Origin of the sequence: Streptomyces sp. SYP-A7185, from assembly GCF_046103685.1 — a bacterium.
Lineage (GTDB): Bacteria > Actinomycetota > Actinomycetes > Streptomycetales > Streptomycetaceae > Streptomyces.
The window spans coordinates 8,231,117-8,254,847 of sequence record NZ_CP122310.1; the positions used below are offsets into that span (position 1 = coordinate 8,231,117).

Genomic DNA, 23,731 nt, shown 5'->3' on the forward strand with positions numbered 1-23,731 from the left:
CCCCGTCTCCTCGCCCCTTTCCGGAAAGGCCTCCTGTGTCCCCGACCTCCGCCCGCATCACCGCGGTCGACACGTATGACGTACGGTTCCCGACCTCACGGGAGCTGGACGGATCCGACGCGATGAACCCGGACCCCGACTACTCCGCCGCCTACGTGGCCTTGCGCACCGACGCGGACGACGGCCTGGAGGGGCACGGCTTCACCTTCACCATCGGACGCGGCAACGACGTCCAGGTCGCCGCGATCGAGGCGCTGCGCCACCACGTGCTCGGCCGGTCCGTCGAGGAACTCTGCGCCGATCCGGGGACGTTGAACCGCGATCTGGTCGGGGACAGCCAACTGCGCTGGCTGGGGCCCGAGAAGGGCGTGATGCACATGGCCATCGGCGCCGTCGTGAACGCGCTGTGGGATCTGGCGGCCAAGCGGGCCCGCAAGCCGCTGTGGCGGTTCCTCGCGGACGCCGAGCCCCAATGGCTGGTCTCCCAGGTCGACTTCCGCTACATCGCCGACGCGCTCACACCGGAGGAAGCCCTCGCCATGCTCCGGGAGGGCCGGCGGGGAGCGGCCGAGCGGGAGACCGCGCTGCGCGAGCGCGGCTTCCCCGGCTACACGACCTCGCCCGGCTGGCTCGGCTACAGCGACGAGAAGCTGACCCGGCTCGCCCGCCAGGCCGTGGCGGACGGCTTCACGCAGATCAAGCTGAAGGTCGGCGCGGACCTGGCGGACGACGTACGCCGCTGCCGCACCGCACGCGAGGCGATCGGCCCCGGCATCCGGATGGCCATCGACGCCAACCAGCGCTGGAACGTCGGCGAGGCCGTCGCATGGACGCGCGCCCTGGCGGAGTTCGACCCGTACTGGGTCGAGGAGCCCACCAGCCCCGACGACGTCCTCGGCCACGCGGCCATCCGCACGGCGGTCGCCCCGGTCAAGGTCGCCACCGGCGAGCACGTGCAGAACCGCATCGTCTTCAAACAGCTCCTCCAGGCGGGCGCGATCGACGTGCTCCAGATCGACGCCGCCCGCGTCGGCGGAGTCAACGAGAACCTCGCGATCCTGCTGCTCGCCGCCAAGTTCGGTGTCCCCGTCTGCCCGCACGCCGGCGGCGTGGGCCTGTGCGAACTCGTCCAGCACCTGTCGATGTTCGACTACGTGGCGCTCGCCGGCACCACCGAGAACCGCGTCATCGAGTACGTCGACCACCTCCACGACCACTTCATCGACCCGGTCGTGGTGCGCGAGGGCCACTACCGGGCGCCCACCGCGCCCGGCTTCTCGGCCACCATGCGGGCCGAGTCCCTCGCCGAGTTCACCTATCCGGACGGCGCCTTCTGGGCCGCCGACCTCGCTCAGGGCAAAGGAGCAGCGGCATGAACGACTTCGAGGGGCTCACGGCCCTGGTCACCGGCGGAGCCTCCGGCATCGGACGGGCCACCGCCGAACTGCTCGCCGCGCGCGGCGCCCGGGTCGCCGTCCTCGACCTGGATCCCGGCGGCGTGGAGAAGCCGCTCACCGGGTACCGCGCCGACGTCTCCGACGACGCCTCGGTGCGCGAGGCCGTCGCCGCGGCGGTCGCCGATCTCGGCGGACTCGACGTCCTGGTCAACAACGCGGGCATCGGCGCCCAGGGCACCGTCGAGGACAACGACGACGCCCAGTGGCACCGGGTGCTGGACGTGAACGTCCTGGGGATCGTGCGCACCACCCGCGCCGCCCTGCCGCACCTGCGCCTCTCCACCCGCGCGGCGATCGTCAACACCTGCTCGATCGCCGCCACCGCGGGCCTGCCGCAGCGCGCCTTGTACTCGGCGTCCAAGGGGGCGGTGCTCTCCCTGACGCTCGCCATGGCCGCCGACCACGTCCGCGAAGGGATACGCGTCAACTGCGTCAACCCCGGCACCGTCGACACCCCGTGGGTCGGCCGGCTCCTGGACGCCGCGCCCGACCCGGCGGCCGAGCGCACCGCCCTCGCGGCCCGCCAGCCGACCGGGCGCCTCGTCTCGGCGGACGAGGTCGCCGGTGCCGTCGCCTACCTGGCGAGCCCGCTCTCCGGCGCCACCACCGGCACCGCGCTGGCCGTCGACGGCGGCATGCAGGGCCTGCGGCTGCGCCCGGCGAGCCGGTGAGCGGCCCGGCGCGGCGCACCCTGGGACCCGGCGGCGTCGAGGTGACCGAGCTGTCCTTCGGCGCCGCCGCCCTCGGCAACCTCTACGCCCCGATCGGCGACGAGGAGGCCGCGGCGGCGATCGACGCCGCATGGGACGCGGGCATCCGCTACTTCGACACGGCACCGCACTACGGCATCGGCCTGTCCGAACGCCGGGTGGGCCAGGCCCTGCGCGGCCGCGACCGGTCCGCGTACACGCTCTCCACCAAGGCCGGCCGGCTCCTGGAACCGGTCGCCGCACCCGTGGGCGACGACCTCGCCCATGGCTTCGCCGTCCCCGCCACGCACCGCCGCGTCTGGGACTTCAGCGCGGACGGCGTCCGGCGCTCCCTGGAGGCGAGCCTGACCCGGCTCGGCCTCGACCGCGTCGACGTCGTCTACCTCCACGACCCGGACGACCACGCGGAGCAGGCCTTCCGGGAGGGCTACCCGGCCCTGGAGCGGCTGCGCGCCGAAGGCGTCGTCGGCGCGATCGGCGCGGGCATGAACCAGACGGCGATGCTCACCCGCTTCGTCCGGGACACCGACGCCGACGCCGTGCTCTGCGCGGGCCGCTACACCCTCCTGGACCAGAGCGCCCTGACCGAGCTGCTCCCCGCCGCGCACGAGCACGGCACGGCGGTGGTGATCGGCGGCGTCTTCAACTCGGGGCTGCTCGCCGATCCCGGACCCGGCGCGACCTACGACTACACCACCGCGCCCCAGGCCCTCGTGGACCGCGCCCGCCGGCTACAGGCGACCGCGAAGCGGCACGGCACCACCCTGCGGGCGGCCGCACTGGCCTTCCCCCTGGCCCACCCGGCGGTGACCACCGTCCTGGTCGGGGCCCGCTCGGCGCACGAAGTCCGCGACGCGGCACAGGAGTTCACGGCCGCCGTCCCCGACGGCTTCTGGAAGGAAGCCCGTGCCGAGGGGCTTTTGCCCGTCGGCGTACCCGTCCCCGGAGAGGACCCCGCGTGAGGATCGCCCTGCACACCAAGGTCCGCGCCGACCGCCTGGCGGAGTACGACGCCGCCCACCGCGAGGTGCCCGCCGAGCTGACGGCCGCCATCCGGGCTGCGGGCGCCACCTCCTGGACGATCTGGCGCAGCGGCACCGACCTCTTCCACGTCCTGGAGTGCGAGGACTACGCTCGGATGCTCGCGGAACTCCACGAGCTGCCGGTCAACATCGCCTGGCAGGCACGCATGGCGGAGCTCCTGGACGTCGTCCACGACTACTCCTCCGAGGGCGCGGAGGCCGGACTGCCCGTCGTATGGGAGCTGCCGTGACGCAAGACCTCGTCGACGCCCATCACCACGTGTGGGACCTGTCCGTACGCGACCAGGAGTGGATCACCGGCGATGCGCTCGCCCCGATCCGCCGGGACTTCTCCCTGGCCGACCTGCTGCCCGAGGCGCGGGCCGCGAACGTGGCCGCGACGGTCCTGGTCCAGACGGTCACCGTCGCCGAGGAGACACCGGAACTCCTCGCCCTGGCCGCCGGCAGCGACCTCGTGGCGGGAGTCGTCGGGTGGACCGACCTCACCCGCCCGGACGTCGCCGATGCGCTCGCCGCCCTGCGGCAACTCCCCGGCGGGCAGCGTCTCGTGGGCATCCGCCACCAGGTGCAGGGCGAGCCCGACCCGCAGTGGCTGCTGCGGCCCGACGTGCGCCGGGGCCTTGCCGCGGTCGGTGCCGCGGGCCTGGCCTACGACCTCGTGGTCCTGCCCCACCAGCTCCCGGCCTGCGTGAGGGCCGCGCGGGAGCACCCCGGGCTCACGTTCGTCCTGGACCACGCGGGCAAGCCGCCCATCGCCTCGGGCGCCCTGGAGCCCTGGGGCACGGCCATCCGCGCGCTGGCCGCCCTGCCCAACACCGTCTGCAAGCTCTCCGGCCTGGTCACCGAAGCCGACCCGCAGGCCTGGACGACGGCCGACCTGCGCCCGTACGCCGACACCGTCCTGGCTGCCTTCGGCCCCGACCGGCTGATGTTCGGCTCGGACTGGCCCGTCTGCACCCTGGCCGCCCCGTACGCGGAAGTCGTCGAGACGGCAGGTGAGTTGACCCGCTCGCTGGGCGAGAGCGAGCGCGCCGCGGTGTTCGCCGGAACCGCGACCCGCGTCTACGGCCTCTGACCCTTCCGGCCCCAGCGCGGTGAGCTGATCCGGGTCGGCGGCAGGAACTCCCGTACGTAGGTCCGCTCCCAGCACGCGCCCGTCTCCCGCAGCTCACGCCAGGTGGTGTAGCGGTAGCGGTAGAGGCGGGCGCGGATGTACGCGGGAGGCGCGTCTGGCGGGAAGGGGGCGTGACGCAGCAGCCGCAGCGTGTCCCGGTCGCCCTCCAAGAGCCGCTCCACCAGCGGGCCGAACCACGAGCGCGCGTAGGCGGGGGAGAGCGCGGCGAACCACATCATCCAGTCGAGCCGCAGGTGGTAGGGCGCGAACTGCCGCGGCCAGCGCCGCACGTCGCCCGGCTTCCCCTTGAATCCGTACTCCTGCCACCGCGCGTCCTGGCGGGGCGTGGTGTCGGCCGTGCCCTCGACGACGACCTCCTGGCGGACGCGGCTGACGCTGCCGAACGCGCCGTAGGTGTTGACGAGATGGAGCGGATCGAAGGAGAAGTTCATGATCTGCCGCCGGGAGAACAGATTGCGCGCCGGCCGGTAACTCAGCGCCAGGATCAGCGCCGTCACCGCGATGACGACCATCTCGTACCAGAGCGGGGCCGACGGCGGCGATGTCGGCGCGCCCACCGACCCCGTGTCCACGACGGACACGGCCAGCACGATCGTCAGCCAGTTCAGCCAGGAGAAGTTCCCCGAGAGGACCAGCCACAGCTGCGTGGCGATCATCAGGCAGGCCGCCGCCGTGGCGACCGGCTGCGGCGTGAACAGCAGGACGGGCACGACGAGTTGGGTGAGGTGGTTCGCCGCGGCCTCCACCCGGTGGACCGGTCGGGGCAGATGGTGGAAGAACCAGCTCAGCGGGCCCGGCATCGGCTGCGTCTCGTGATGGAAGTACAGACAGGTGAGCTTGCGCCAGCAGGCGTCGCCGCGCAGCTTGATCAGCCCGGCCCCGAACTCGACGCGGAACAGCACCCAGCGCAGCAGGAACAGGACGAGCACCGGCGGCGCCGTCTCGTCGTTGCCGAGGAAGACGGCGAGGAAGCCCACCTCCATAAGCAGTGACTCTCAGCCGAAGCCGTACCAGGTCTGCCCCACGTTCACGATCGACAGATACAGGAACCACGGCACCAGCCACAGCAGCATGCCGCCCCACAGCGGGAGCAGGCCGTCGGCGCCCGCGAGGAGCGCGACCGCGCAGGCGCAGCCCGACCACGCCACGAGGGCGAAGAAGCGGTCCGAGTAGTGCAGCTGGAAGAGGCTCGGCGCCCGGCGGAAGGGCACACGCTCCACGAAGCGCGGCACCGGCAGCATCCCGCGCTCCCCGATCAGCGCGCGGAACTGCAAGGCGGCGCCCAGGAACGCGACGAGATAGACCGCGGCGAGCGCCCGCTGGAAGACGAGACGGCCGAGCCAGTACTGATCCGCTGTGAACCACTCCACAAGGCCATCTTGCGCCCGAACCGGCCCGGAACCCTCCCGCGCCCGGCCCTCCGCCCGGTTTGCGCACCGGCTCCCGCTGCCCCAGAGAATGGACAAAGTGCCCGACAGCAGGCGGGAGAGCCCGGTGCGCGTACCGACCAGGACCTATGCGACGGCCTTCGCGATATCCGCGGCCCTCGCCGTCGCGGGATGCTCCGGCGGGGGCGGCAAAGACTCCGCGGACGGCGGCCCCGAGCTGTTCATGCAGCCGGTCGCCGCCCAGGGGCCCGATCCGTTCACGGACTCCACCGCGAAGAACGCGGCGACCCCCTCGCCCGTCACCCGTTCGCCGCAATCCTCGCCGAGCGGAACCTCCTCGCCGACGGCCCCGGGCGTGCGCTCCCTCTCGGGCGGCACACCCGGTCTGTACGGGGGCACGCTCTCCGTGAGCAGCTGCGACGTGAACGCCCAGGTCCGCTTCCTCACCTCCGACCAGGGCAAGGCCCGCGCCTTCGCCCAGGCGTCGGGCATTGACCGGGCCGACATCCCGGGCTTCCTGCGCGGCCTGACGCCGGTGGTGCTGCGGGCCGACACGCGCGTCACCAACCACGGCTACCGCGACGGCGCCGCCACCGGCTTCCAGTCCGTGCTCCAGACGGGCACCGCCGTCCTCGTCGACGACCGGGGGCTGCCCCGCGTGCGGTGTGCCTGCGGGAACCCGCTGAAGCCGCCGGTCGCGCTCAAGGGCACCCCGCGCCACCAGGGCGAGCAGTGGTCCGGCTACCGCCCGGCGCAGGTCGTCGTGGTGACTCCGGCACCGAAGATCATCGTGAACATCACCCTCGTGAACATCGTCGACAACACGTGGATCGAGCGGAAGACCGGGGACGGGCACGGGCGCGCGGACCACACGGTGCCGCCGCCGACCCCGACGCCGACCACACCGTCCCCGACCACGCCCCCGACGTCTCCGTCCCCGACCTCGCCGTCCCCGACCGGTCCGGACGACAGCGATTCGCCCAGCGACAGCGACTCGCCTGGTGACAGCGATTCGCCCAGCGACAGCGACACGCCTGGTGACAGCGACTCGCCCAGCGACAGCGACACGCCTGGTGACAGTGACTCGCCCAGCGACAGCGACACCCCCGGCGACAGCGACTCACCGAGCGACAGTGACACCCCTGGTGACAGCGATTCGCCGAGCGACAGCGACACGCCTGGTGACAGCGACTCGCCCAGCGGCAGCGACACCCCCAGCGACCGGGGTGCCGGCTCCACGGACTGCCCCACGCCCGCTCCCGCCACGGGCACGGAACCGCCCACCGGCACCCCCTCCGACCTCCCGCCGGGCTGCCCCACGCCCACCCTCACGCCGAGCGGCTGAGTGGCCGAGCCGCCGAGCGGCCGGGCGGCTGGGCGTGCGCGCTCGGGCCCGAAGGCGAAGAATCATGAAGTGTCATGACGCCCACGCCATTGCCGGACGACTGGCCAGCGGATCCCCGGTCGATCCTGGCGGCCAACCGCACAGGCTGCTTCGACTGGGACCTCGAAAGCCGCCTGCTGCACTTCGACGCCTCGGCCCTGGAGGTCTTCGACCTGCGGGCCGACGAGTTCGACGGGCGCCCGGAGAGCCTGGCGATCCGGGTCTCCGCGGTCGAGTCCCACCGGCTGGACGCCCTGGTCTCACACGCCCTGAAGGACGGCAGCGAGACCTACGGCGTCTACTTCCGGGTACGGCTGCGCGAGGGCGGGCTGCGCTGGACCCACACCCAGGGCTACATCCACCGCGACGCGGCGGGACGGCCGTACCGCATCGTGGGCATCGTCCGTGACGCCACCCAGGAGCTGGGCGACAGCTCGGCCCGCCACCAGCGTGCCGACGAGGAGGAGGACCGCCGCCGGCGCACGAGCATCGTGCAGGGCACCACGGCGGCCCTCGCGCACGCCCGTACCGTCCGGGACGTCATCGACGTGCTCAAGGACACCCACGGCCTCGCGCACCTGGGCGCCTCGAACCTGGTCATGGGCCTGGTCGAGGCCGGGCGGATCCGGCTGGTCGCCGAGGGGCCGGTGGGCAGCTTCGTGCCGGGCACCAAGTTCACGCGGATCGACGAGCGCTACCCGATGAGCGACGCCGTGCGCACGCTCTCGCCGCGTTTCATCGAGACGGCGGCCGAGTTCGCCGCCTCGTACCCGGACCTGTGGCCGCACATCGACAAGCTGGGCATCACCTCGGCCGCCTATCTGCCGCTGATCGCCCAGGCCAAGCCGATCGGCGTCCTCGGTCTGCTCTACCAGGACAAGACCGGCTTCACCGAGGAGGAGCGCAACGTCCTGGTCGCCCTGGGCAGCGGCATCGCCCAGAGCCTCCAGCGCGCCATGTTCTACGAACAGGAAAAGGACCTCGCCCAGGGCCTCCAGCAGGCGATGCTGCCGCGCACCATCCCCGGTGTGCCCGGCGCCGACATCGCGGTCCGCTACCGCTCGGCGGCGCTCGGCCGGGACATCGGCGGTGACTGGTACGACGTGATCCCGCTGCCCGGCGGTCGCGTCGGGGCGGTCATCGGCGACGTACAGGGCCACGACACCCACGCGGCGGCCGTCATGGGCCAGCTGCGCATCGTGCTGCGCGCCTACGCGGCCGAGGGGCACACGCCCGCCACCGTCATGGCCCGCGCCTCGGGCTTCCTGCACGAGCTGGACACCGAGCGCTTCGCCACCTGCCTCTACGCGGAGGCCGACCTGACCTCGGGCGTGGTGCAGCTGGTGCGGGCCGGACACGTCGACCCGCTCGTCCAGCAGGCCGACGGAAGCTGTCGCCGGGTGCCGGTCGACGGCGGTCTCCCGCTCGGGCTCTCGGCCGAGTTCGGCCGTCTCGAATACTCGGTCACCACGTTCGAACTCGACGCGGAACAGACCCTGTTGCTCTTCACCGACGGTCTCGTCGAGGAGCCGGGCGCCGATCTGGACGACGGTCTGCGGGCGCTGGGCGAGCTCGCCCGCTCGGGTCCGCGCGACCTCCAGGAGCTCGCGGACCGGCTCTGCGGCATCGTGGACGAGCGGGGCGGCGAGGACGACGCGGCCCTGCTGCTCCTGCGCCGCCGCCCGGTCGACACGCCCCGGTCCGGTGGCCGCCTCCAGCAGCACGTGGGCCCCGGCGACCCGGAGGCGCTGGCCGAGGCCCGGCACATGATCCGGGCGGCGGTGCGCGCCTGGGGCGCCCGGGAGCGCACGGACGAGATCGAGCTGGTGGCCGACGAGGTGATCACCAATGCGCTGATGCACACCGACGGCGCGGCGGTGGTGACCCTGCGGGCCATCGGCGGCGGCGACCGGCGCCTGCGGGTCGAGGTCGAGGACTCCTCCAGCGCGCTGCCGCGCCGCAGGGAGGCCGGGGAATCAGGGGTGTCGGGGCGTGGTCTGCTGCTTGTGGACATGCTCGCGGACGCGTGGGGCGTCGAGTCGCGGGGCGGCGGCAAGTGCGTGTGGTGCGAGTTCGTCGTGCCCACGGGGCGAAGCCGTGGCTGAGGGCGGGCGGATGGCGTTGTCGGAACTGGGTCAGGAGTGCGCGGATGCCGGAACTTCCCGAGGTCGAGGCGTTGCGCGCCTTCCTCACCGAACACCTCGTCGGCCACGAGATCGTCCGGGTGCTGCCCGTGGCGATCAGCGTCCTCAAGACGTACGACCCGCCGCTCACCGCCCTTGAGGGGCGCACCGTCACGGCCGTGGCGCGCCACGGCAAGTTCCTCGATCTGGACGCGGACGGACTGCACCTGGTCACGCATCTCGCCCGCGCGGGCTGGCTGCACTGGAAGGACCGCCTTCCCGACGGCACGCCCCGCCCCGGCAAGGGGCCCCTCGCGCTGCGCGTCGCCCTGGAGACGGGGGAGGGCTTCGACCTGACCGAGGCGGGCACGCAAAAGCGCCTTGCGGTGTACGTGACCGACGCGCCGGAGCAGATCCCGGGCATCGCCCGGCTTGGCCCCGACCCGCTGGCCCCGGACTTCGACGAGGACCGTCTCGCCGGTCTCCTGGCGGGCGAACGCCGGCAGATCAAGGGGGCGTTGCGCGACCAGACGCTGATCGCGGGCGTCGGCAACGCGTACAGCGACGAGATCCTGCACGCGGCCCGCATGTCCCCGTTCAAGCTCACGTCGAGCCTCACGAAGGAGGAGGTCCACGGGCTGTACGGGGCGCTGCGGACCACGCTCACGGAGGCGGTGGAGCGCTCGCGCGGGGTCGCGGCGGGCCGCCTCAAGGCGGAGAAGAAGAGCGGCCTGCGCGTGCACGGCCGCACCGGTGAGCCGTGCCCCGTGTGCGGCGACACCATCCGCGAGGTGTCCTTCAGCGACTCCTCGTTGCAGTACTGCCCCACGTGCCAGACGGGCGGGAAGCCGCTGGCGGACCGGAGGATGTCGAAGTTCCTCAAGTAGGCCGCCGCTCGAGGGAGTTCAGGGCCGCCGCAGGGTCAGCAGGCGGTGTCCGTCCGTGGTGCGCACCTCGTAGCGGGCGATGTCCTCGCGGGGCAGGGCCGCGCCGCCCCGTGTCGACAGCTCGTCCCAGGGCTCGTCCGCGGGCACCTTCCACGTCGTGACCGTCTCCTCGGAGCCGTCGATGCCGACGGCGACGAGCTCGCAGACGTGGGCGCCTTCCGGGTCGCGGACGCGCAGCCCGACGTCCGTGCCCCAGTCGCGGCCCCGGGCGGTCAGGGTCGCCGAGACGCCGGTGCGGCCGTCGCGGGCGGAGAGCTGTTCCGGGCCGGGCCCCTCGGCCCGCAGGAGGGCGGTGGCGGGAACCGCGAGCGCCAGGACGGCGCTTGCCGCGACCGCGCACAGCCATCGGCGGCGCCCGGCCCTGCGCAGGCGGGCGGCCTCGGCGAGCAGCCGGTCGGCGAGGCCGGGGCCGGGGGCGGCCAGCGGTTCGACGGGGGGCGGGGTGAGCCGGTCGTAGGCGGCCAGCTGCCGTGCCGTCGGGCCGAGTTCGGCCACCAGGGCCCGGCACGCGGGGCAGTCCATGAGGTGGTCCTCAAAGCGGAAGGTGTCCGCCGCGTCGAGTACACCGAGCGCGTAGGCGCCGGCGTCGCGATGCCGCTCCAGGGACCTCATGGCGTTCCTTGCGTGACGAGTCGGGCAGGGGGTGCTTCCTGCCCTCCCGTACGCAGCGGACCGCCGAATCACTCAAGACGCGGGACGCGAACACACGCGCGGGGCGCCGGAAGGCCTCCGGAGCGGTGTCGGAACGTCCCTGCCGCGGGGTCAGAACAGATGGATCGCCAGATGTCCGAGCGGCAGCCCCAGGCGCCAGGCGGGTGTCCACACCTTGGGTCCGTCGTCCTCGCCGCACGGCGAGCCGCCGCCGGGCACCGCGTCCAGGTCGGGGGCGAGCAGCTCCGTCTCCTCCAGCCACCGCCAGGCGAGATCGGCCAGCTGGAGGTCGGGCGCCGGCTCGCCGGAGGCGACCGCGTCCGCCGCGAGCACGGCCATCCGTTCGCCGACCCAGTCCAGCCACGGCTGGTCGTAGGCCGTGAGGGACAGCCAGGTCTCCAGCTGGGACACCACGCGGATGCCCGACAACTCGCCCTCCGTGTCGGAGAGGAAAATAGTCAGGGCCAGAGCATCACGCCCCGCGCGGTATTCGAAAGATGTCGGCGGCATCAAATCGCCGGTACGCAGTAATTCGTCCGCGATGTACTCGGCGTACAACCAGGCCATCGGCACGGCCAGTTCGCCACCACTCGGGCCCTCCGTGTTTCCTCGGCTCTCGTGCAGCATCCCGTCTCGCCTTCCTCCGATCCGTGCGCAGCGCCGGCCTCTGGCCCCCAATCCGGAACACGGATGAGGACAGCCGATTACCAGAAGGGGGCGCTGAGCAAGGCGCTTTACGGAGCCTTGACCCGGCCTCCGGTTTCGTCGCAGGTCGGAGGCCCTCTGTTCTTCGTGTCACATGGCCGGATGATTTAAGTCCCTTTCGGGGACTATGACGGCATTGCTGCTTGACTCGGCTTTCTGTCCGTATGTGGATTCGTTTCGCCGAATGTCCCCCATTCACGGAGCCTGGCCGATGACGCAGCGCACACCGCGGAAAACCGCCGTTCTGACCGCCGTAATGATCGGATTCACTCTCACCGCGACCGCCGCCTGCACGGCGAATACGGAACCCGCACCCGAGCCCAAACCGAAGCACGGCGGCGAAAGACACCAGGAAGGCGCCCGGGAGGGCCGTCGGAACGCGCCGTCCTCCGCACCCTCGGCGGCCGGCGGCGGCCAGGGCGCCCCGCGCGCCTTCACGCTCGTCGCCTCCGGGGACGTGCTCCCGCACTCCTCGATCATCAGCAGGGCCAACGCCGACGCGGGCGGCGAGGGCTACGACTTCGTGCCGATGCTCAGGGGCGTCAAGCCCGTCGTGTCCCGGGCCGACCTGGCGATCTGTCACATGGAGACGGTCTACGGCGCGAACGGCGACTACACCGGCTACCCCAGCTTCAAGTCCCCGCCCCAGATCGCCCACGCGCTGAAGGCCACCGGCTACGACGCCTGCTCCACCGCCTCCAACCACACGCTCGACGACGGCGCCGCGGGGGTGCGCCGGACGCTCGCCGCACTCGACAAGGCGGGCGTCAAGCACGCGGGTTCGGGCCGCACGGCCGCCGAGGGCAGGTCGCCCGCCTGGATGCGCGCGGGCGGCGCGAAGGTGGCCCAGCTCGCCTACACGTACGGCACGAACGGATATCCGCTGCCCAAGGGCAAGCCCTGGACGGTCAACCTCATGGAGCGCGCGCGGATCGTCGCGGACGCGCGCGCCGCGCGGAAGGCGGGCGCCGACGTGGTCGTCGTCTCGGTCCACTGGGGCACCGAGTGGCAGGACGCACCGGACCGCCGCCAGCTGAGCCTCGGCAAGCAGCTCACGGCCTCCCGCACGAACGGCCGCCCCGACATCGACCTGATCCTGGGCACCCACGCGCACGTCCCGCAGGCCTACGAGAAGGTCGGCAAGACCTGGGTGATCTACGGCATGGGCGACCAGATCGCCGGCGACATGATCAACCATGAGGGCGCCAACGATCCGCGGGGCAACCAGGGCACCCTCGGCCGCTTCACGTTCGCCCCGCCCGCGGCGCCCGGCGGACGCTGGGAGGTCAAGAAGGCCGAGTTCATCCCCCAGTGGTTCGACACGAGCACGGGACGCGTGACCAACCTGAACGCGGCCCTGGCCCGCGGCGCCGACGTCTCCGCCGTGCGCGACCGCATCCGCCGCGTCGTCCTGAGCCGCGGCGCGGCCAAGGACGGCCTGGTCATGGGCCAGTAGCCACAAGCCCAGGAACACGACGCCGCCCACAAGACCTTGCCCGTGTCACACGGTCCGGGGCTGTCTCGTCTCCGCTGTGAGAGGCAGCTCCGGACGCCAGGGATCCGGACAGCGGAAGGGTGAGGGCGATGCGTGTATTCGTGGCCGGCGGGACCGGCGTCCTGGGGCGGCGCCTCGTGCCGCAGCTCGTGGCCCGCGGCCATCAGGTGACGGCCACGACGACGAGCGCGGCGAAGACCGGCCTGCTGGAGCGTCTCGGCGCCGAGGCGGTCGTGATGGACGGCCTGGACGCCATGTCCGTGGGCGAGGCGGTGGCCGGAGCCCGCCCGGACGCGGTCGTGCACCAGATGACCGCCATCTCCGTGGCGCACGCGGGCAAGCCCGACATGAGACACCCGGACCGCTGGTTCGCCACCACCGTCCGGCTGCGCGTCGAGGGGACCGACCACCTGCTGGCCGCCGCCGAGGCCACCGGCGTCCCCCACGTCGTCGCGCAGAGCTACGCCGCCTGGAACGGGATCCGCCGGGGCGGCTGGGTCAAGACCGAGGACGACCCGCTCGACCCCGAGACCGGGACCCCGGCGCGGGCGGGAGCCGACGCGCTGCGCCACGTCGAGGACGCGGTCGTCGCGGCCGGCGGCGCGGCCCTGCGCTACGGCGGCCTGTACGGCCCTGGAGCCACCGACGACCAGGTCGAGCTGGTCCGCAAGCGGCAGTTCCCGCTCGTCGGGGGTGGGACGGGTCACTGCTCCTGGGTGCACCTCGACGACGCGGCGAGCGCTACCGTCCTGGCCGTGGAGCAGAAGGCGAGAGGTGTGTTCAACATTGTCGACGACGAACCGGCTCCGGCCGCCCAGTGGTTGCCGTACCTGGCCGCCTGCGCGGGCGCGAAGCCGCCGATGCGGGTCCCCGCCTGGCTGGCCCGCCTGCTCGCCGGGGAGGTGGCGGTGACGATGATGACCGAGGGGCGCGGCTTCTCCAACGCCAAGGCGAAACGGGAGCTCGGCTGGGAGCTGCGTTATCCGTCGTGGCGCCAGGGCTTCAAGGGGGACCTCACGTGAACCGGACCGAGGAGTTCGAGGAGCTGCGGCCGCTGCTGTTCGCGATCGCCTACCGGATACTCGGCAGCGTCAGCGAGGCCGAGGACGCCGTCCAGGAGAGCTGGCTGCGCTGGGAGGCGTCCTCGGCGGAGCCGCGGTCGACCAAGGCCTTCCTGTCGGCGGTGGTCACCCGGGTCTCGATCGACGTGCTGCGCTCGGCCCGCGTCCGGCGTGAGGCGTACGTGGGGCCGTGGTTCCCCGAGCCGCTCCTGACCGACCCCTACCAGGACCCGGAGCGCTCGGCGGAGCTGGCCGACTCGCTCTCGATGGCGGCGCTGGTGCTGCTGGAGCGGCTGACCCCGCTGGAGCGGGCCGTCTTCGTGCTGCGGGAGGTGTTCGGGTTCGGCTTCCCGGAGATCGCCTCGTCCGTGGAGCGCTCGGAGGCGGCGTGCCGTCAGCTCGCCGTACGGGCCCGGCGCCACATGGAAGCGGGCCGCCCCCGGTTCGAGGCCGACCGCAAGGAGCGGGACGCACTCGCCGAGCGGTTCTTCGGCGCGTTCAGGGAAGGGGACGTCGACGGGCTTCAGGAGTTGCTCGCCGCCGACGTCACCATGGTCGGGGACGGCGGCGGCAAGGCCCCGCAGCTGGCCAGGAGCATCGTCGGCGCCGAGAACGTGGCCCGCACGTTCGCCGCGTTCGCCCCGCAGTTCGTCAGTGTCGGGGTCGAGGTGGAGCAGCGCCGGATCAACGGCCAGCCGGGCGCGATCTTCCGGGACCGCGACGGCAAGGTCGTCAGCGCCCTGGTCCTCGAATTCCTCGGCGGGCGGATCCAGACGATCCGATCGGTGCTCAACCCCGACAAGCTCGGCCACGTGGGGCCGGTGGGGGACGCCTGGGCCCTCAAGCGTGAGGCGATGCGGGCCCGTCGCCCCCGCGCCGACCACAAGAACTGACCCCTGCCGGTGTCGCGGCCGGACTGATCTCCCGGCTCGGCCGCGACCCCCGCAGGCGCCTCACTCCAGCCGCACGAGCCAGCCCCGCCCGGGCTCCACGCGGATCGCCTCGGCCGGGGCGAACCGCCGCTCGGGCTGGAACCCCTCGATCGCGGGTGCGTACGCGGCGACGGGTCCGGATGGTGCGGACAGGACCACGTCCACCGCCTCCGGGGCCCATGAGGCGAGCGCCGTGACGGTACCTCCGGGCCCCTCCCACGTGGTGGCGGGGACGTCGTCCCGGCCGGTCCGTACCGGGGGCGCGGCGGTGGCCCACCAGCCCGTCATCTCCGCTTCCGGCAGCCGCAGCCGGTCGAAGGCCCGCCACAAGGGCCGTACGTCCGTCATGGGGGCCCGCGCGGTCATCCCGAAGACGAGTCCGCGCCAGGGATTCCCGCCGCCCTCCAGCATCTCGCCCATCAGCCCGAAGGGGATGCCCGAGATCTCCACGAGCCAGTACGCGGGGTCGGCTCCCGCGGCGCCTTCCGGGCGCGCGGGGTCGCCGTCGTCGTCCGCGTGGTCGCCTTCGTAGTCGAAGAGCTCGCCCAGCCACAGCCGGTCGACGTACGGCAGCAGCTCGGCGTAGAGATTGGCGCTGGAGGCGAACCCGTCCGGTGCGCGGTACTGGTTGCAGGAGTGCAGGTCCACCAGCGGCGGGGTCTCGCCGGAGGCGGACAGCGCCTTGCGGACCCGCTTCATGGTCGTCCGGTCGTACGCCACGTCGTCGAGGTAGAGTCCGTCGACGCCGACGACCCGCCGCAGCCGCTCGATGCCGCTCACGTAGGAGTTGTGCCAGCGCGATTCGCCGGACGTGACCACGGCGACGTCCCCCACGTCGGGCGCCACCCAGCCGGGCACGTAGTCCCCGCCCAGGTGCTCGCGCAGCCACGCGTGCCCGCCGCCGGGTCCGGGCGCGAAGATCTCGTCCCCGAGCGACGCGAGCACCGGCAACTCCGGTGTGTGCCGCGTCAGTTCGCGCACGGTGTCGTACACCTTGACCCGGATCCCGAGCCCGTGCGCCTCCTCGGTGTAAGAGCGCAGGGCGTCCGCGCCCAGGAGCGGGTCGTTGATGTAGGGGTTGGGCGGCGTGGCGTGGTGCAGATTGGCGACGTTCGCGCCGTACTCGGCGATCTCCGTGGGCGAGGCGTACGCGTGGTAGTAGCGCTCGGAGAGCTGCCGTGCCGGGTCCAGCGGCTTGAACGGGGTCAGGAGCAGCCGGAACTCGAAGCACCGGCTCTCGCCCGCGCGCAGCGCGAGGGGCCCGCTGAAGGCGGACAGGCGGCGCACTTTGCCGCTCGTGCGCAGCCGCACACCGCCCGAGCCGTCGCCCGCCCAGGAGCGCGGGGTGCGCAGGGGCTTCTCGCGGTAGTAGTTGGTGTTGAGCGGCCGCGCGTAGTGCTCGTCGCGCAGGCCGAGCTGGAGCCCGGCCGCCGGGTCGCCCAGCCAGAACGCGTCCTGGTTGCGGGTGGGCGTGTCCCACTCCCAGTCGTACGTCTCGGGGCAGGCCCGCCCGGTGAGGCCGAGCCCCATCGCGTAGCGCGCGATCTCCTCGCGGACCGGTACCTCCAGCGTCACGTCGAGTGCGGTGTCGGCGGTGGCCTCGACGGTGGCGCGCACCACGAGGAAGCCGTCCGCCTCCAACTCGCCTTCGGTGCGCAGGAGTACGTCCTGACCTGCCGCCCGCGACGACCAGCACACCCTCGCCGGCCCTGGCCGGTCCAGGCTGAGCGGTCCGTGCTCCAGGGGGCGGCCGAGGTCCAGGGTGACGGGTGCGGCGAGCAGCTCGCGCGGTGGTCCGTCGGCGCGCGTGACGCCGGGCGTGAAGGTGGAGACCAGCTGCCGGGGGAGTCCTTCGGGGCCGAGTTCGACCGTGCGGCCGAGCAGGTCGAGGCGCTGCCCGCCCGCCGTGGCGGACACCTCGACCGGCGTGAACGGCGCCACCGGTTCGTCGTCCTGCGCGAGCGTCGAGTCCAGCCAGCCGAGCCGCGCGAGCCGCGAGGGTTCACCGGCGCCGCCGTCCGGGACGCGCTCCCGGCCGACGGTCAGGAGCAGCGGCAGGACGCGCTCGGGGACGCCGGAGGCGCGCACGGTGATCTGCGCCTCGTACCGGCCGGGACGGGCGTCCTCGGGCACCTCCACGACGAACCACAGCGCCCCGGCGCGCCCCTCGCCGATCGTGACGCGCCGTTCGAAGGTCCGGCCGCGCGCGTCGACGCCGCCGGTGCTGAGGCACCGTACGGAGAAGGGCAGCCCGCGGATCTCGGCGCGCACGTCCGTCAGCTCCCGCAGCGCGTACACGCCGGCCTGCACCGCGAGGAACTCCCCGCGGTCCGCCGTGACGTCCAGCGGGGCGAAGGGGGCGGCAAGGGCCCAGCGCGCGGGCAGCCGTGCGTGGCGGCCCAGGGGGTGGGCGCGGTCCTCGCCGAAGAGGAGGAAGTGGGCGTCCGCGTGTGCGCGTCGGACGCGGGCGCACTCGGCCCGGGTCGCCGCGAAGCCGAGCGGCGCGAAGGAGTCCACCGCGCTCGCCGCCTCGTAGCCGAAGGCCTCGGCGCGCGGCAGCTTGTCCCATCCGGAGTCGGTGTGCAGTCCGCAGCGGTGCACCCAGCCGGGGTCCGCCGTGCGGGTCGGCGGGCGGTAGGCGGCCTGCGGGTAGTACGGCTTGCCCGTGTGCGCGTACGGCAGGTAGTGCACGGCGTAGGTGCCCGGGCCGTCCACCGGTTCGAAGGCGATGCGCCCCACCTCGTCCGTGACCTCCACGGCGACGGTGTTGCGCACGCGTTCCCCGGACGGCCCGACCACGATCACGTCCACCGCGGCGGGGTCCGGGTCCTGGCGCCGCCACGGCAGTTCGGCGGCGACGGCGGGTGCCGTGCCGGCCGGGATCTCGGAGGCGTCCGCGCGTACGAGCAGCCGGTGGTTACCGTAGACGTCGCTGTCCCAGGAGCCGATTCCGCATGCCAGCTCCGGATGGCCGGTCTCACCCATCTGTGCTCCCCCAAGGGCGCTATTTATTAGGTAAGTTTCTCAATCTCTCCGGGTCACCCTGGAGATCAACCGATCGCGCTGTCAAGGGGGACGCCGTGAAGAGTGGGGACCCGTCGCTGCTGCGCCGCCTGAACGCGGCCGCGGCCCTGCGCGTGCTGCGCGAGCGGGACGAGATCACCGTGCCCGAGCTGGCCACCCTCATCGGGGTCTCGCGGCCCACGGCCCAGGACCTCACGGCCCAACTGCTGCGCGAGGGGCGCCTGGTGGAGCTGACGCCGGGCAGCGGCAGCGTGGGCAGGCCGGCGCGCAGGTTCCGCTTCCGGGCCGAGGCCGCCCATGTCCTGGGCGTGGACATCGGGGCGCACAAGGTTCTGGTGCACGCCGCCGACCTGCTCGGCCGCACGGTGGCCACCCAGCGCGTCGCCGTCACGCCCGAACTCCCGGCGGCAGGGCGCCTCGACGCCGTGCGCGAGGCGATCGCGGGCTGCCTGGCCCAGCCCGCCGCGGCCCATGTGCGCCCCCTGGCGACCGGCGTCGGCACCAGCGGCATGGTGGACGCCGCGGGCCGGGTGGTGGAGAGCGACTCGCTGCCCCAGTGGACGGGCCTGGACCTCACCCGTGAACTCGCCGACCCGGGCCACGGCCCGGTCGTCGTGGGCAACGACATCCAGCTCGCGACCTTGGCCGAGTGCACGGGGGGAGTGTCGGTGGGCTCGGGCGACTGCGTGTACCTGTACGTCGGCAACCGGCTCGGCATCGGTCTGTGGCTGCGCGGCCAACTGCACCGCGGACACCGCGGAGCGGCGGGGGAGATGGTCGCCGGGGACGGCTGGGAGCGGTGCTACCAGCGGCTTCTCGACTGGTTCGCCGGGCACGAGGGCGCCGACCGGCCCACCCGGGAGAACGCCGCCCGCGCGGTGGTGAGCGCGGCGGCCGCGGGGGACGGCGGGGCCCGGTACACCCTGCGGGCCTTCGCCGAGGCCCTGGCCGACAGCCTGGCCCGCCACGTCGCCGTGCTCGACCCGCGGTCCGTCGTCCTGGGCGGTGGCATCTCCCGGGCGGGGGACCTGCTCAGCGAGCCGTTCGCGGCCCGGCTCGGCGAGCTGTGCCCCTACCGGCCGGTGGTCCAAACCTCCGTACTCGGCGAGGAATCCACCGCAATCGGGGCAGCCCGCCTCGCACTGGAACACATCGATCACGCCGCGGAGAAAAGTCCAACTCTCTAGGACCGGCAAGTGGTTGACGGACGGGAGTCACGCTTCGATGATGTGGCTCTCTTTCGGCAAGTTGGCTTCCTAATTGGCCGGCTCTCGACGGCCGTCCCGGCTGTCGGCTGCCACTTTTCTGTTCCGTCGTGCCGCCAGGCCAGGGAGTACGTGTGACATCCCCAGCAACGCAACGCAGGCCCCGAGCCGCCTCGCCGCCATCGCCCCTGACGGACGGGAAGATCCCGGACCCGCCGCGCCACCGCCGCGCCCCGCTCCGCGTCCGGCTGCGGAACAACTGGGTGATGCTCGCCCTCATGGCCCCGGGCCTGCTGTTCTTCCTGCTGTTCTTCTATCTGCCGATGCTCGGCAACGTCATCGCCTTCCAGGACTACCAGCCCTTCATCGGCTTCAAGGACAGCCCCCTGGTGGGCCTGGCCAACTTCGAGGAGCTCTTCGCCGACCCGGCGTTCTGGGAAGCGGTCCGCAACACGCTCGCCTTCGCCGCGCTCCAGCTGATCTTCTTCTTCCCGGCGCCGCTGGCCCTCGCCCTGCTCATCAACAGCCTGGTCAGCCCGCGCGTCAAGAAGTTCGTGCAGAGCGTCGTCTACCTGCCGCACTTCATCTCCTGGGTCCTGGTCGTCGCCCTCTTCCAGCAGGTGCTCGGCGGCGCGGGCCTGTTCAGCAACTACCTGCGCGACCACGGCATGTCCGCCCTGGACGTGATGACCGACCCCGGCACCTTCCCTCTCCTCATCACCGGCCAGGTGATCTGGAAGGACATCGGCTGGGGCATGATCATCTACCTCGCCGCGCTCGCGAGCGTCGACCAGAGCCTGTACGAGTCGGCCGCCGTCGACGGCGCCGGACGCTGGCGCCGCATGTGGCACGTCACCCTGCCCGCCGTGCGCGGCGTCACGATCATGCTGCTCGTGCTCCGCCTCGGCGACGTCCTGTCCGTCGGCTTCGAGCAGTTCCTGCTCCAGCGCGACGCGGTGGGCGCCCGCGCCTCGGAAGTCCTCGACACCTACATCTACTACCACGGGGTCGTCTACGGAGACTGGGGCGTCGGCGCGGCCGCCGGCCTGGTCAAGGGCGTCATCGGCGCCTTGATGATCTACGGCGCCAACAAGGTCGCCCACGCATTCGGAGAGCACGGGGTGTACAGCAAATGAGCGGCTTCGGATTCCCCCTGCGCACCCTGCGGACCCGCGAGGAGCGGCCCGCCTGGGAAGAGCCCCCGTCGAAGATCGGCTCGACGGCCAAGGCCGTGGTCATCACCGTCATCTGCGCCGTGATGATCCTGCCGTTCCTGACGGTGCTCTCCACCAGCCTGGCCTCCCGCGAGGAGATCACCGAGGCGGGCGGCTTCGTCCTGTTCCCCACGGACCCGACCCTGGAGGCGTACCGCACGATCCTGTCCGGCGGCATCGTCTCGCGGGCCGTCGTCGTCAGCGTCCTGATCACCCTCGTCGGCACGGCCCTCTCGCTCCTGACGACGATCGCGCTCGCCTACGGCCTGAGCAAGCGCGGCGTCCCCGGCAGCAAGCCGATCCTCCTGCTGGTGCTCTTCACGCTGCTGTTCGTGCCGGGCATGGTGCCGATGTACGTGGTGGTCAAGGAGCTCGGACTCCTGGACTCCTACTGGTCGTTGATCCTCCCCGTCATGATCAACGCCTTCAATCTCGTCGTCCTGCGGGCGTTCTTCATGAACATCCCCGAGGAGCTCTACCAGGCGGCGCGGATCGACGGCGCGGGCGACTGGCGGATCCTGACCCGCATCGTGCTGCCGCTGTCCAAGGGCGTGGTCGCCGTCGTCGGGCTCTTCTACGCGGTGACGTACTGGAACGCCTTCTTCAACGCGATGCTCTACCTCAACGACTCGGGCAAGTGGCCCATCCAGCTGGTCCTGCGCACCTACGTCGTCCAGGGCAAGTCCATCTCGGGCGACCAGCTCGGCGTCAGCCACATGCCGCCCCAGCAGTCGATCTCCATGGCCGTGGTCATGATCGCGCTCATCCCGATCCTGCTGCTCTTCCCGTTCCTCCAGAAGTACTTCACCAAGGGCGTGCTCACCGGCGCCATCAAGGGCTGACCTTCCCGTTCCCCGAACCCCTTTGCGGAGATTCCCATGACCGGCATGTCCCGACGCACGTTCCTGAGCCTGTCCACCGCCGTCGCCGCGGGCGCCGCCGCCACCTCGCTCACGGGGTGCGGCTCGGGCGCGAAGAAGACGGGCGAGGCGGCGTCGTCGAAGGTGAAGCTGCCCTCGTACGTCCCCTTCGGCAAGGTCAAGCCCGATCTGCCGCCCAACGCCAAGGGCCTCTCGGCGGGCTTCCTTTCGTACCCCGAGGACCTGGTGCGCAGCGTCCCGAAGACCCCCGGCGACGGCTCGAAGGTCACGATGCTCACCGAGATCTGGACGCAGCCGCCGGCCCCCGCGGGCTCCAACGCCCACTGGAAGAAGGTGAGCAAGGAACTGGGGGTCGACCTCGAAGCCATCCTGGGCACCGACCCCGGTTACGAGGAGAAGTTCTCCGCCGTCATCGCGGGCGGAGACCTGCCCGACCTGATGTGGATACCGCCCAACCAGGGCATCCAGCACATCGCCGAGCTCCTCGAAGCCAAGTGCGCCGACATCACGCGGTACGTCTCCGGGGACGCGGTGAAGGACTATCCGCACCTCGCCGCGATGACCCCCGCGCACTGGAAGACCGCCGTCGTCAACGGCAAGATCTGGGGCGCGCCCAGCCCCTACCCCGCGTTCGGCCAGGTCTACGGCGGCAATCCGAGGATCTGGGAGAAGGCCGACGGGTTCTCGGCGGGCAGTCCCGAGGAGTTCCTCGCCAAGTGCAAGGAGGTCACCGGCGGCAAGGTCTGGGCCCTCGAACCGATCTACGTGAACGCGGCCAGTGTGCTGAGCCAGTGTTTCGGCGCCCCCAACAAGTGGCGGCAGAACAAGGACGGTTCGCTCACCTGGTTCCAGGAGACCGACGAGTACACCGAGGCCCTGAACTTCGTCCTCAAGCTGAAGAAGGCCGGGGTCTTCTACCCCGGCAACCCCAAGATGGCGGACGCGAACACCAAGCTGGCGCAGGGCTCGATCGGCGCCACCGTCCACGCCAACCCCTTCAACGCCCGCCGCGACATCCGCGTCCAGGACCCCGGGCTCGCCGCCGAGATCCTCATCCCGTTCGGGGTGGGCGGCAAGAAGCCCAAGCACCACTACCACCTGGGCACGATCGGCTACACGGCCATCAAGAAGGGCGACGAGAAGCGGGTGCGCATGCTCCTGGGCGTGCTCAACTACCTGGCCGCGCCGTTCGGGACCACCGAGCGCGAGTTCCTCGAATTCGGCACCGAGGGCCAGGACTTCACCTACGACAAGAACGGCTTCCCGGAGCGGACGAAGCAGGGCAAGCAGCAGGTCGAGGGGCTGTTCAGCGGACTGACGACGGCGACCACCTCGCCCTTCGCGCTGGTCGCCTCCTCGTTCCCGGGCACCGACCGCGCCCAGGACGTCAAGGACGTGTACGCCGCCGAGCAGAAGCTCATCCCGACCGCCGCCCAGAACCCGGTGGTCGGCCACTACTCCGACGCCTACACCCAGCATTACGGCCGTATGTCGACGGAGGCGACCGACCTGGTCAACGACATCGTCAGCGGCCGCAGGAAGCTGAGCGAGTGGAAGCCCTTCTGGGCGGAGTGGAAGAACAAGGGCCTGGAGCAGATGGCGCGGGAGTTCCAGAAGTCCATCGAGAGCGCCTGAGCCGCGCCCCCTCCCGCCCCGCCGCACCCCGCGTCACCGGCGCACCGCACCCCATCGCCCCGTTCCGGGACGCGGGGTGTGGGGTGCCGGGTGGCCGGGGTGCGGTTCAGGGGGCGACGGGCCGGTGGATGAAGCCGGTCAGCGGTGCGAGGACCTTCCAGTCGAGCGTCTCGTAGAGCGCCCGGCCCTGCACGGTCGCGCCCAACAGGCCGGTGGTCGCACCGCTCTCGACGGCCGCGTCGGTGAGCGCGCCCATCACGACCGTGCCAAGACCCAGGCGCCGGTGGGCCTGTTCGGTGACGATCTGGTCGAAGACGCCCGCCGCGCCCGTCAGGCCGACCTGACCCCGCGCGGCGAGCTCCCCGTCGGCGGTCAGGATTCGTACGCCGATGACGCCGTCGGCGGTCTCGGTCGTGGCCGTGTACCCCCGTGGCGCGCGCACGGCGGACGGACGCAGGTCGACCGCCATCAGGAAGCCGGGGTCGGTCGGCACCCAGGCGGGCGAGAACCACGGCCCCATGACGTCCGGTGCCAGAAAGCCCTTGACGCAGATGGCCGGTGCGGTGACCGAGCCGATGAGCCCGCGGGCGGTCCCGGCATCGGCGTCGAGCAGGACGTGACGGACCATCTGGGCCGGCAGTCCGACCTGGATGCTCAGTCCCCACGGTTCGGCCACCGGTTTCGGCACCCTCCGCGAGACGGTCCACCCGTCGACCCACGAACGCGCGAGCTCCCACATCC

At 72.2% G+C, this 23,731-nt stretch carries 19 protein-coding genes and 1 pseudogene; 15 read left to right on the forward strand and 5 right to left on the reverse strand.

All coding sequences use genetic code 11. From position 1 onward, the window contains the following. Positions 1-35 precede the first annotated feature (35 nt). From QBL25_RS35900 to QBL25_RS35920, 5 genes are read left to right on the forward strand one after another with little or no spacing between them, the layout of a single operon-like run. Positions 36-1,376, forward strand: coding sequence for an L-fuconate dehydratase (locus QBL25_RS35900; protein ID WP_409061122.1), 1,341 nt, complete (start codon positions 36-38; stop codon positions 1,374-1,376). Then, positions 1,373-2,128, forward strand: a complete 756-nt coding sequence (locus QBL25_RS35905; protein WP_409061123.1) for an SDR family NAD(P)-dependent oxidoreductase — start codon at positions 1,373-1,375, stop codon at positions 2,126-2,128. Before QBL25_RS35900 ends, QBL25_RS35905 begins: the two co-directional genes overlap by 4 nt. After that, complete coding sequence (locus QBL25_RS35910; RefSeq protein WP_409061124.1) at positions 2,125-3,129, forward strand: aldo/keto reductase; 1,005 nt, start codon at positions 2,125-2,127, stop codon at positions 3,127-3,129. Before QBL25_RS35905 ends, QBL25_RS35910 begins: the two co-directional genes overlap by 4 nt. Further along, a complete protein-coding gene (locus tag QBL25_RS35915; RefSeq protein WP_409061125.1) occupies positions 3,126-3,440 on the forward strand; it encodes an L-rhamnose mutarotase in 315 nt (104 codons plus the stop codon). Before QBL25_RS35910 ends, QBL25_RS35915 begins: the two co-directional genes overlap by 4 nt. Continuing rightward, positions 3,425-4,285 carry an amidohydrolase family protein gene (locus tag QBL25_RS35920; protein WP_409061126.1) on the forward strand — a complete coding sequence of 287 codons (861 nt, stop codon included), beginning with the start codon at positions 3,425-3,427 and terminating at the stop codon, positions 4,283-4,285. Before QBL25_RS35915 ends, QBL25_RS35920 begins: the two co-directional genes overlap by 16 nt. Here QBL25_RS35920 and QBL25_RS35925 read toward each other — a convergent pair. Then, a pseudogene (locus tag QBL25_RS35925) lies at positions 4,273-5,715 on the reverse strand (lipase maturation factor family protein). The gene QBL25_RS35920 and the pseudogene QBL25_RS35925 sit on opposite strands and share 13 nt — an antisense overlap. Positions 5,716-5,812: 97 nt before the next feature. Between QBL25_RS35925 and QBL25_RS35930 the strand changes: the two are divergent. The 3 genes from QBL25_RS35930 (at position 5,813) to QBL25_RS35940 (ending at position 10,127) form a co-directional block, all read left to right on the forward strand. Beyond that, positions 5,813-7,078 carry a DUF6777 domain-containing protein gene (locus QBL25_RS35930; RefSeq protein ID WP_409061127.1) on the forward strand — a complete coding sequence of 422 codons (1,266 nt, stop codon included), beginning with the start codon at positions 5,813-5,815 and terminating at the stop codon, positions 7,076-7,078. A gap of 74 nt (positions 7,079-7,152) precedes the next feature. Continuing rightward, on the forward strand, positions 7,153-9,222 hold the full coding sequence (locus QBL25_RS35935; protein ID WP_409061128.1) for a SpoIIE family protein phosphatase: 2,070 nt from the start codon (positions 7,153-7,155) through the stop codon (positions 9,220-9,222). 44 nt (positions 9,223-9,266) lie between these two features. Beyond that, a complete protein-coding gene (locus tag QBL25_RS35940; RefSeq protein WP_409061129.1) occupies positions 9,267-10,127 on the forward strand; it encodes an Fpg/Nei family DNA glycosylase in 861 nt (286 codons plus the stop codon). Between the two features lie 18 nt (positions 10,128-10,145). On the opposite strand, the gene QBL25_RS35945 is transcribed toward QBL25_RS35940, so the two are convergent. Together QBL25_RS35945 and QBL25_RS35950 are read right to left on the reverse strand one after the other, a co-directional pair. Further along, a complete protein-coding gene (locus QBL25_RS35945) occupies positions 10,146-10,799 on the reverse strand; it encodes a zf-HC2 domain-containing protein (protein ID WP_409061130.1) in 654 nt (217 codons plus the stop codon). A gap of 150 nt (positions 10,800-10,949) precedes the next feature. Then, a complete protein-coding gene (locus QBL25_RS35950; protein WP_409061131.1) occupies positions 10,950-11,465 on the reverse strand; it encodes a hypothetical protein in 516 nt (171 codons plus the stop codon). Positions 11,466-11,754: 289 nt separating this feature from the next. On the opposite strand from QBL25_RS35950, the gene QBL25_RS35955 reads away from it, so the two are divergent. The 3 genes from QBL25_RS35955 to QBL25_RS35965 all read left to right on the forward strand — a co-directional run bounded on the left by QBL25_RS35955 (position 11,755) and on the right by QBL25_RS35965 (position 14,992). Further along, on the forward strand, positions 11,755-12,999 hold the full coding sequence (locus tag QBL25_RS35955; RefSeq protein WP_409061132.1) for a CapA family protein: 1,245 nt from the start codon (positions 11,755-11,757) through the stop codon (positions 12,997-12,999). 128 nt (positions 13,000-13,127) lie between these two features. Continuing rightward, complete coding sequence (locus tag QBL25_RS35960; protein ID WP_409061133.1) at positions 13,128-14,060, forward strand: NAD-dependent epimerase/dehydratase family protein; 933 nt, start codon at positions 13,128-13,130, stop codon at positions 14,058-14,060. Then, a complete protein-coding gene (locus QBL25_RS35965) occupies positions 14,057-14,992 on the forward strand; it encodes an RNA polymerase sigma-70 factor (protein WP_409061134.1) in 936 nt (311 codons plus the stop codon). The genes QBL25_RS35960 and QBL25_RS35965 overlap by 4 nt, the downstream gene beginning before the upstream one ends. Before the next feature lie 60 nt (positions 14,993-15,052). Here the strand turns inward: QBL25_RS35965 and QBL25_RS35970 are convergent, their stop codons facing one another. After that, positions 15,053-18,016 carry a glycoside hydrolase domain-containing protein gene (locus QBL25_RS35970; protein WP_409061135.1) on the reverse strand — a complete coding sequence of 988 codons (2,964 nt, stop codon included), beginning with the start codon at positions 18,014-18,016 and terminating at the stop codon, positions 15,053-15,055. Between the two features lie 95 nt (positions 18,017-18,111). Between QBL25_RS35970 and QBL25_RS35975 the strand changes: the two genes are divergently transcribed. The 4 genes from QBL25_RS35975 (at position 18,112) to QBL25_RS35990 (ending at position 22,990) form a co-directional block, all read left to right on the forward strand. Continuing rightward, the gene (locus QBL25_RS35975) at positions 18,112-19,242 is read left to right on the forward strand and encodes an ROK family protein (protein ID WP_409061136.1); all 1,131 of its coding nucleotides are present in this window, start codon (positions 18,112-18,114) and stop codon (positions 19,240-19,242) included. Between the two features lie 152 nt (positions 19,243-19,394). After that, the gene (locus QBL25_RS35980; protein WP_409061137.1) at positions 19,395-20,396 is read left to right on the forward strand and encodes an ABC transporter permease; all 1,002 of its coding nucleotides are present in this window, start codon (positions 19,395-19,397) and stop codon (positions 20,394-20,396) included. Further along, positions 20,393-21,316, forward strand: coding sequence for a carbohydrate ABC transporter permease (locus QBL25_RS35985; RefSeq protein WP_409061138.1), 924 nt, complete (start codon positions 20,393-20,395; stop codon positions 21,314-21,316). Before QBL25_RS35980 ends, QBL25_RS35985 begins: the two co-directional genes overlap by 4 nt. A gap of 45 nt (positions 21,317-21,361) precedes the next feature. After that, positions 21,362-22,990 (forward strand): extracellular solute-binding protein, encoded by a 1,629-nt coding sequence (locus QBL25_RS35990; protein ID WP_409061139.1) that lies wholly within the window; start codon positions 21,362-21,364, stop codon positions 22,988-22,990. A gap of 106 nt (positions 22,991-23,096) precedes the next feature. On the opposite strand, the gene QBL25_RS35995 is transcribed toward QBL25_RS35990, so the two are convergent. Beyond that, positions 23,097-23,666 (reverse strand): GNAT family N-acetyltransferase, encoded by a 570-nt coding sequence (locus QBL25_RS35995; protein WP_409061140.1) that lies wholly within the window; start codon positions 23,664-23,666, stop codon positions 23,097-23,099. Between the last annotated feature and the right edge of the window lie 65 nt (positions 23,667-23,731).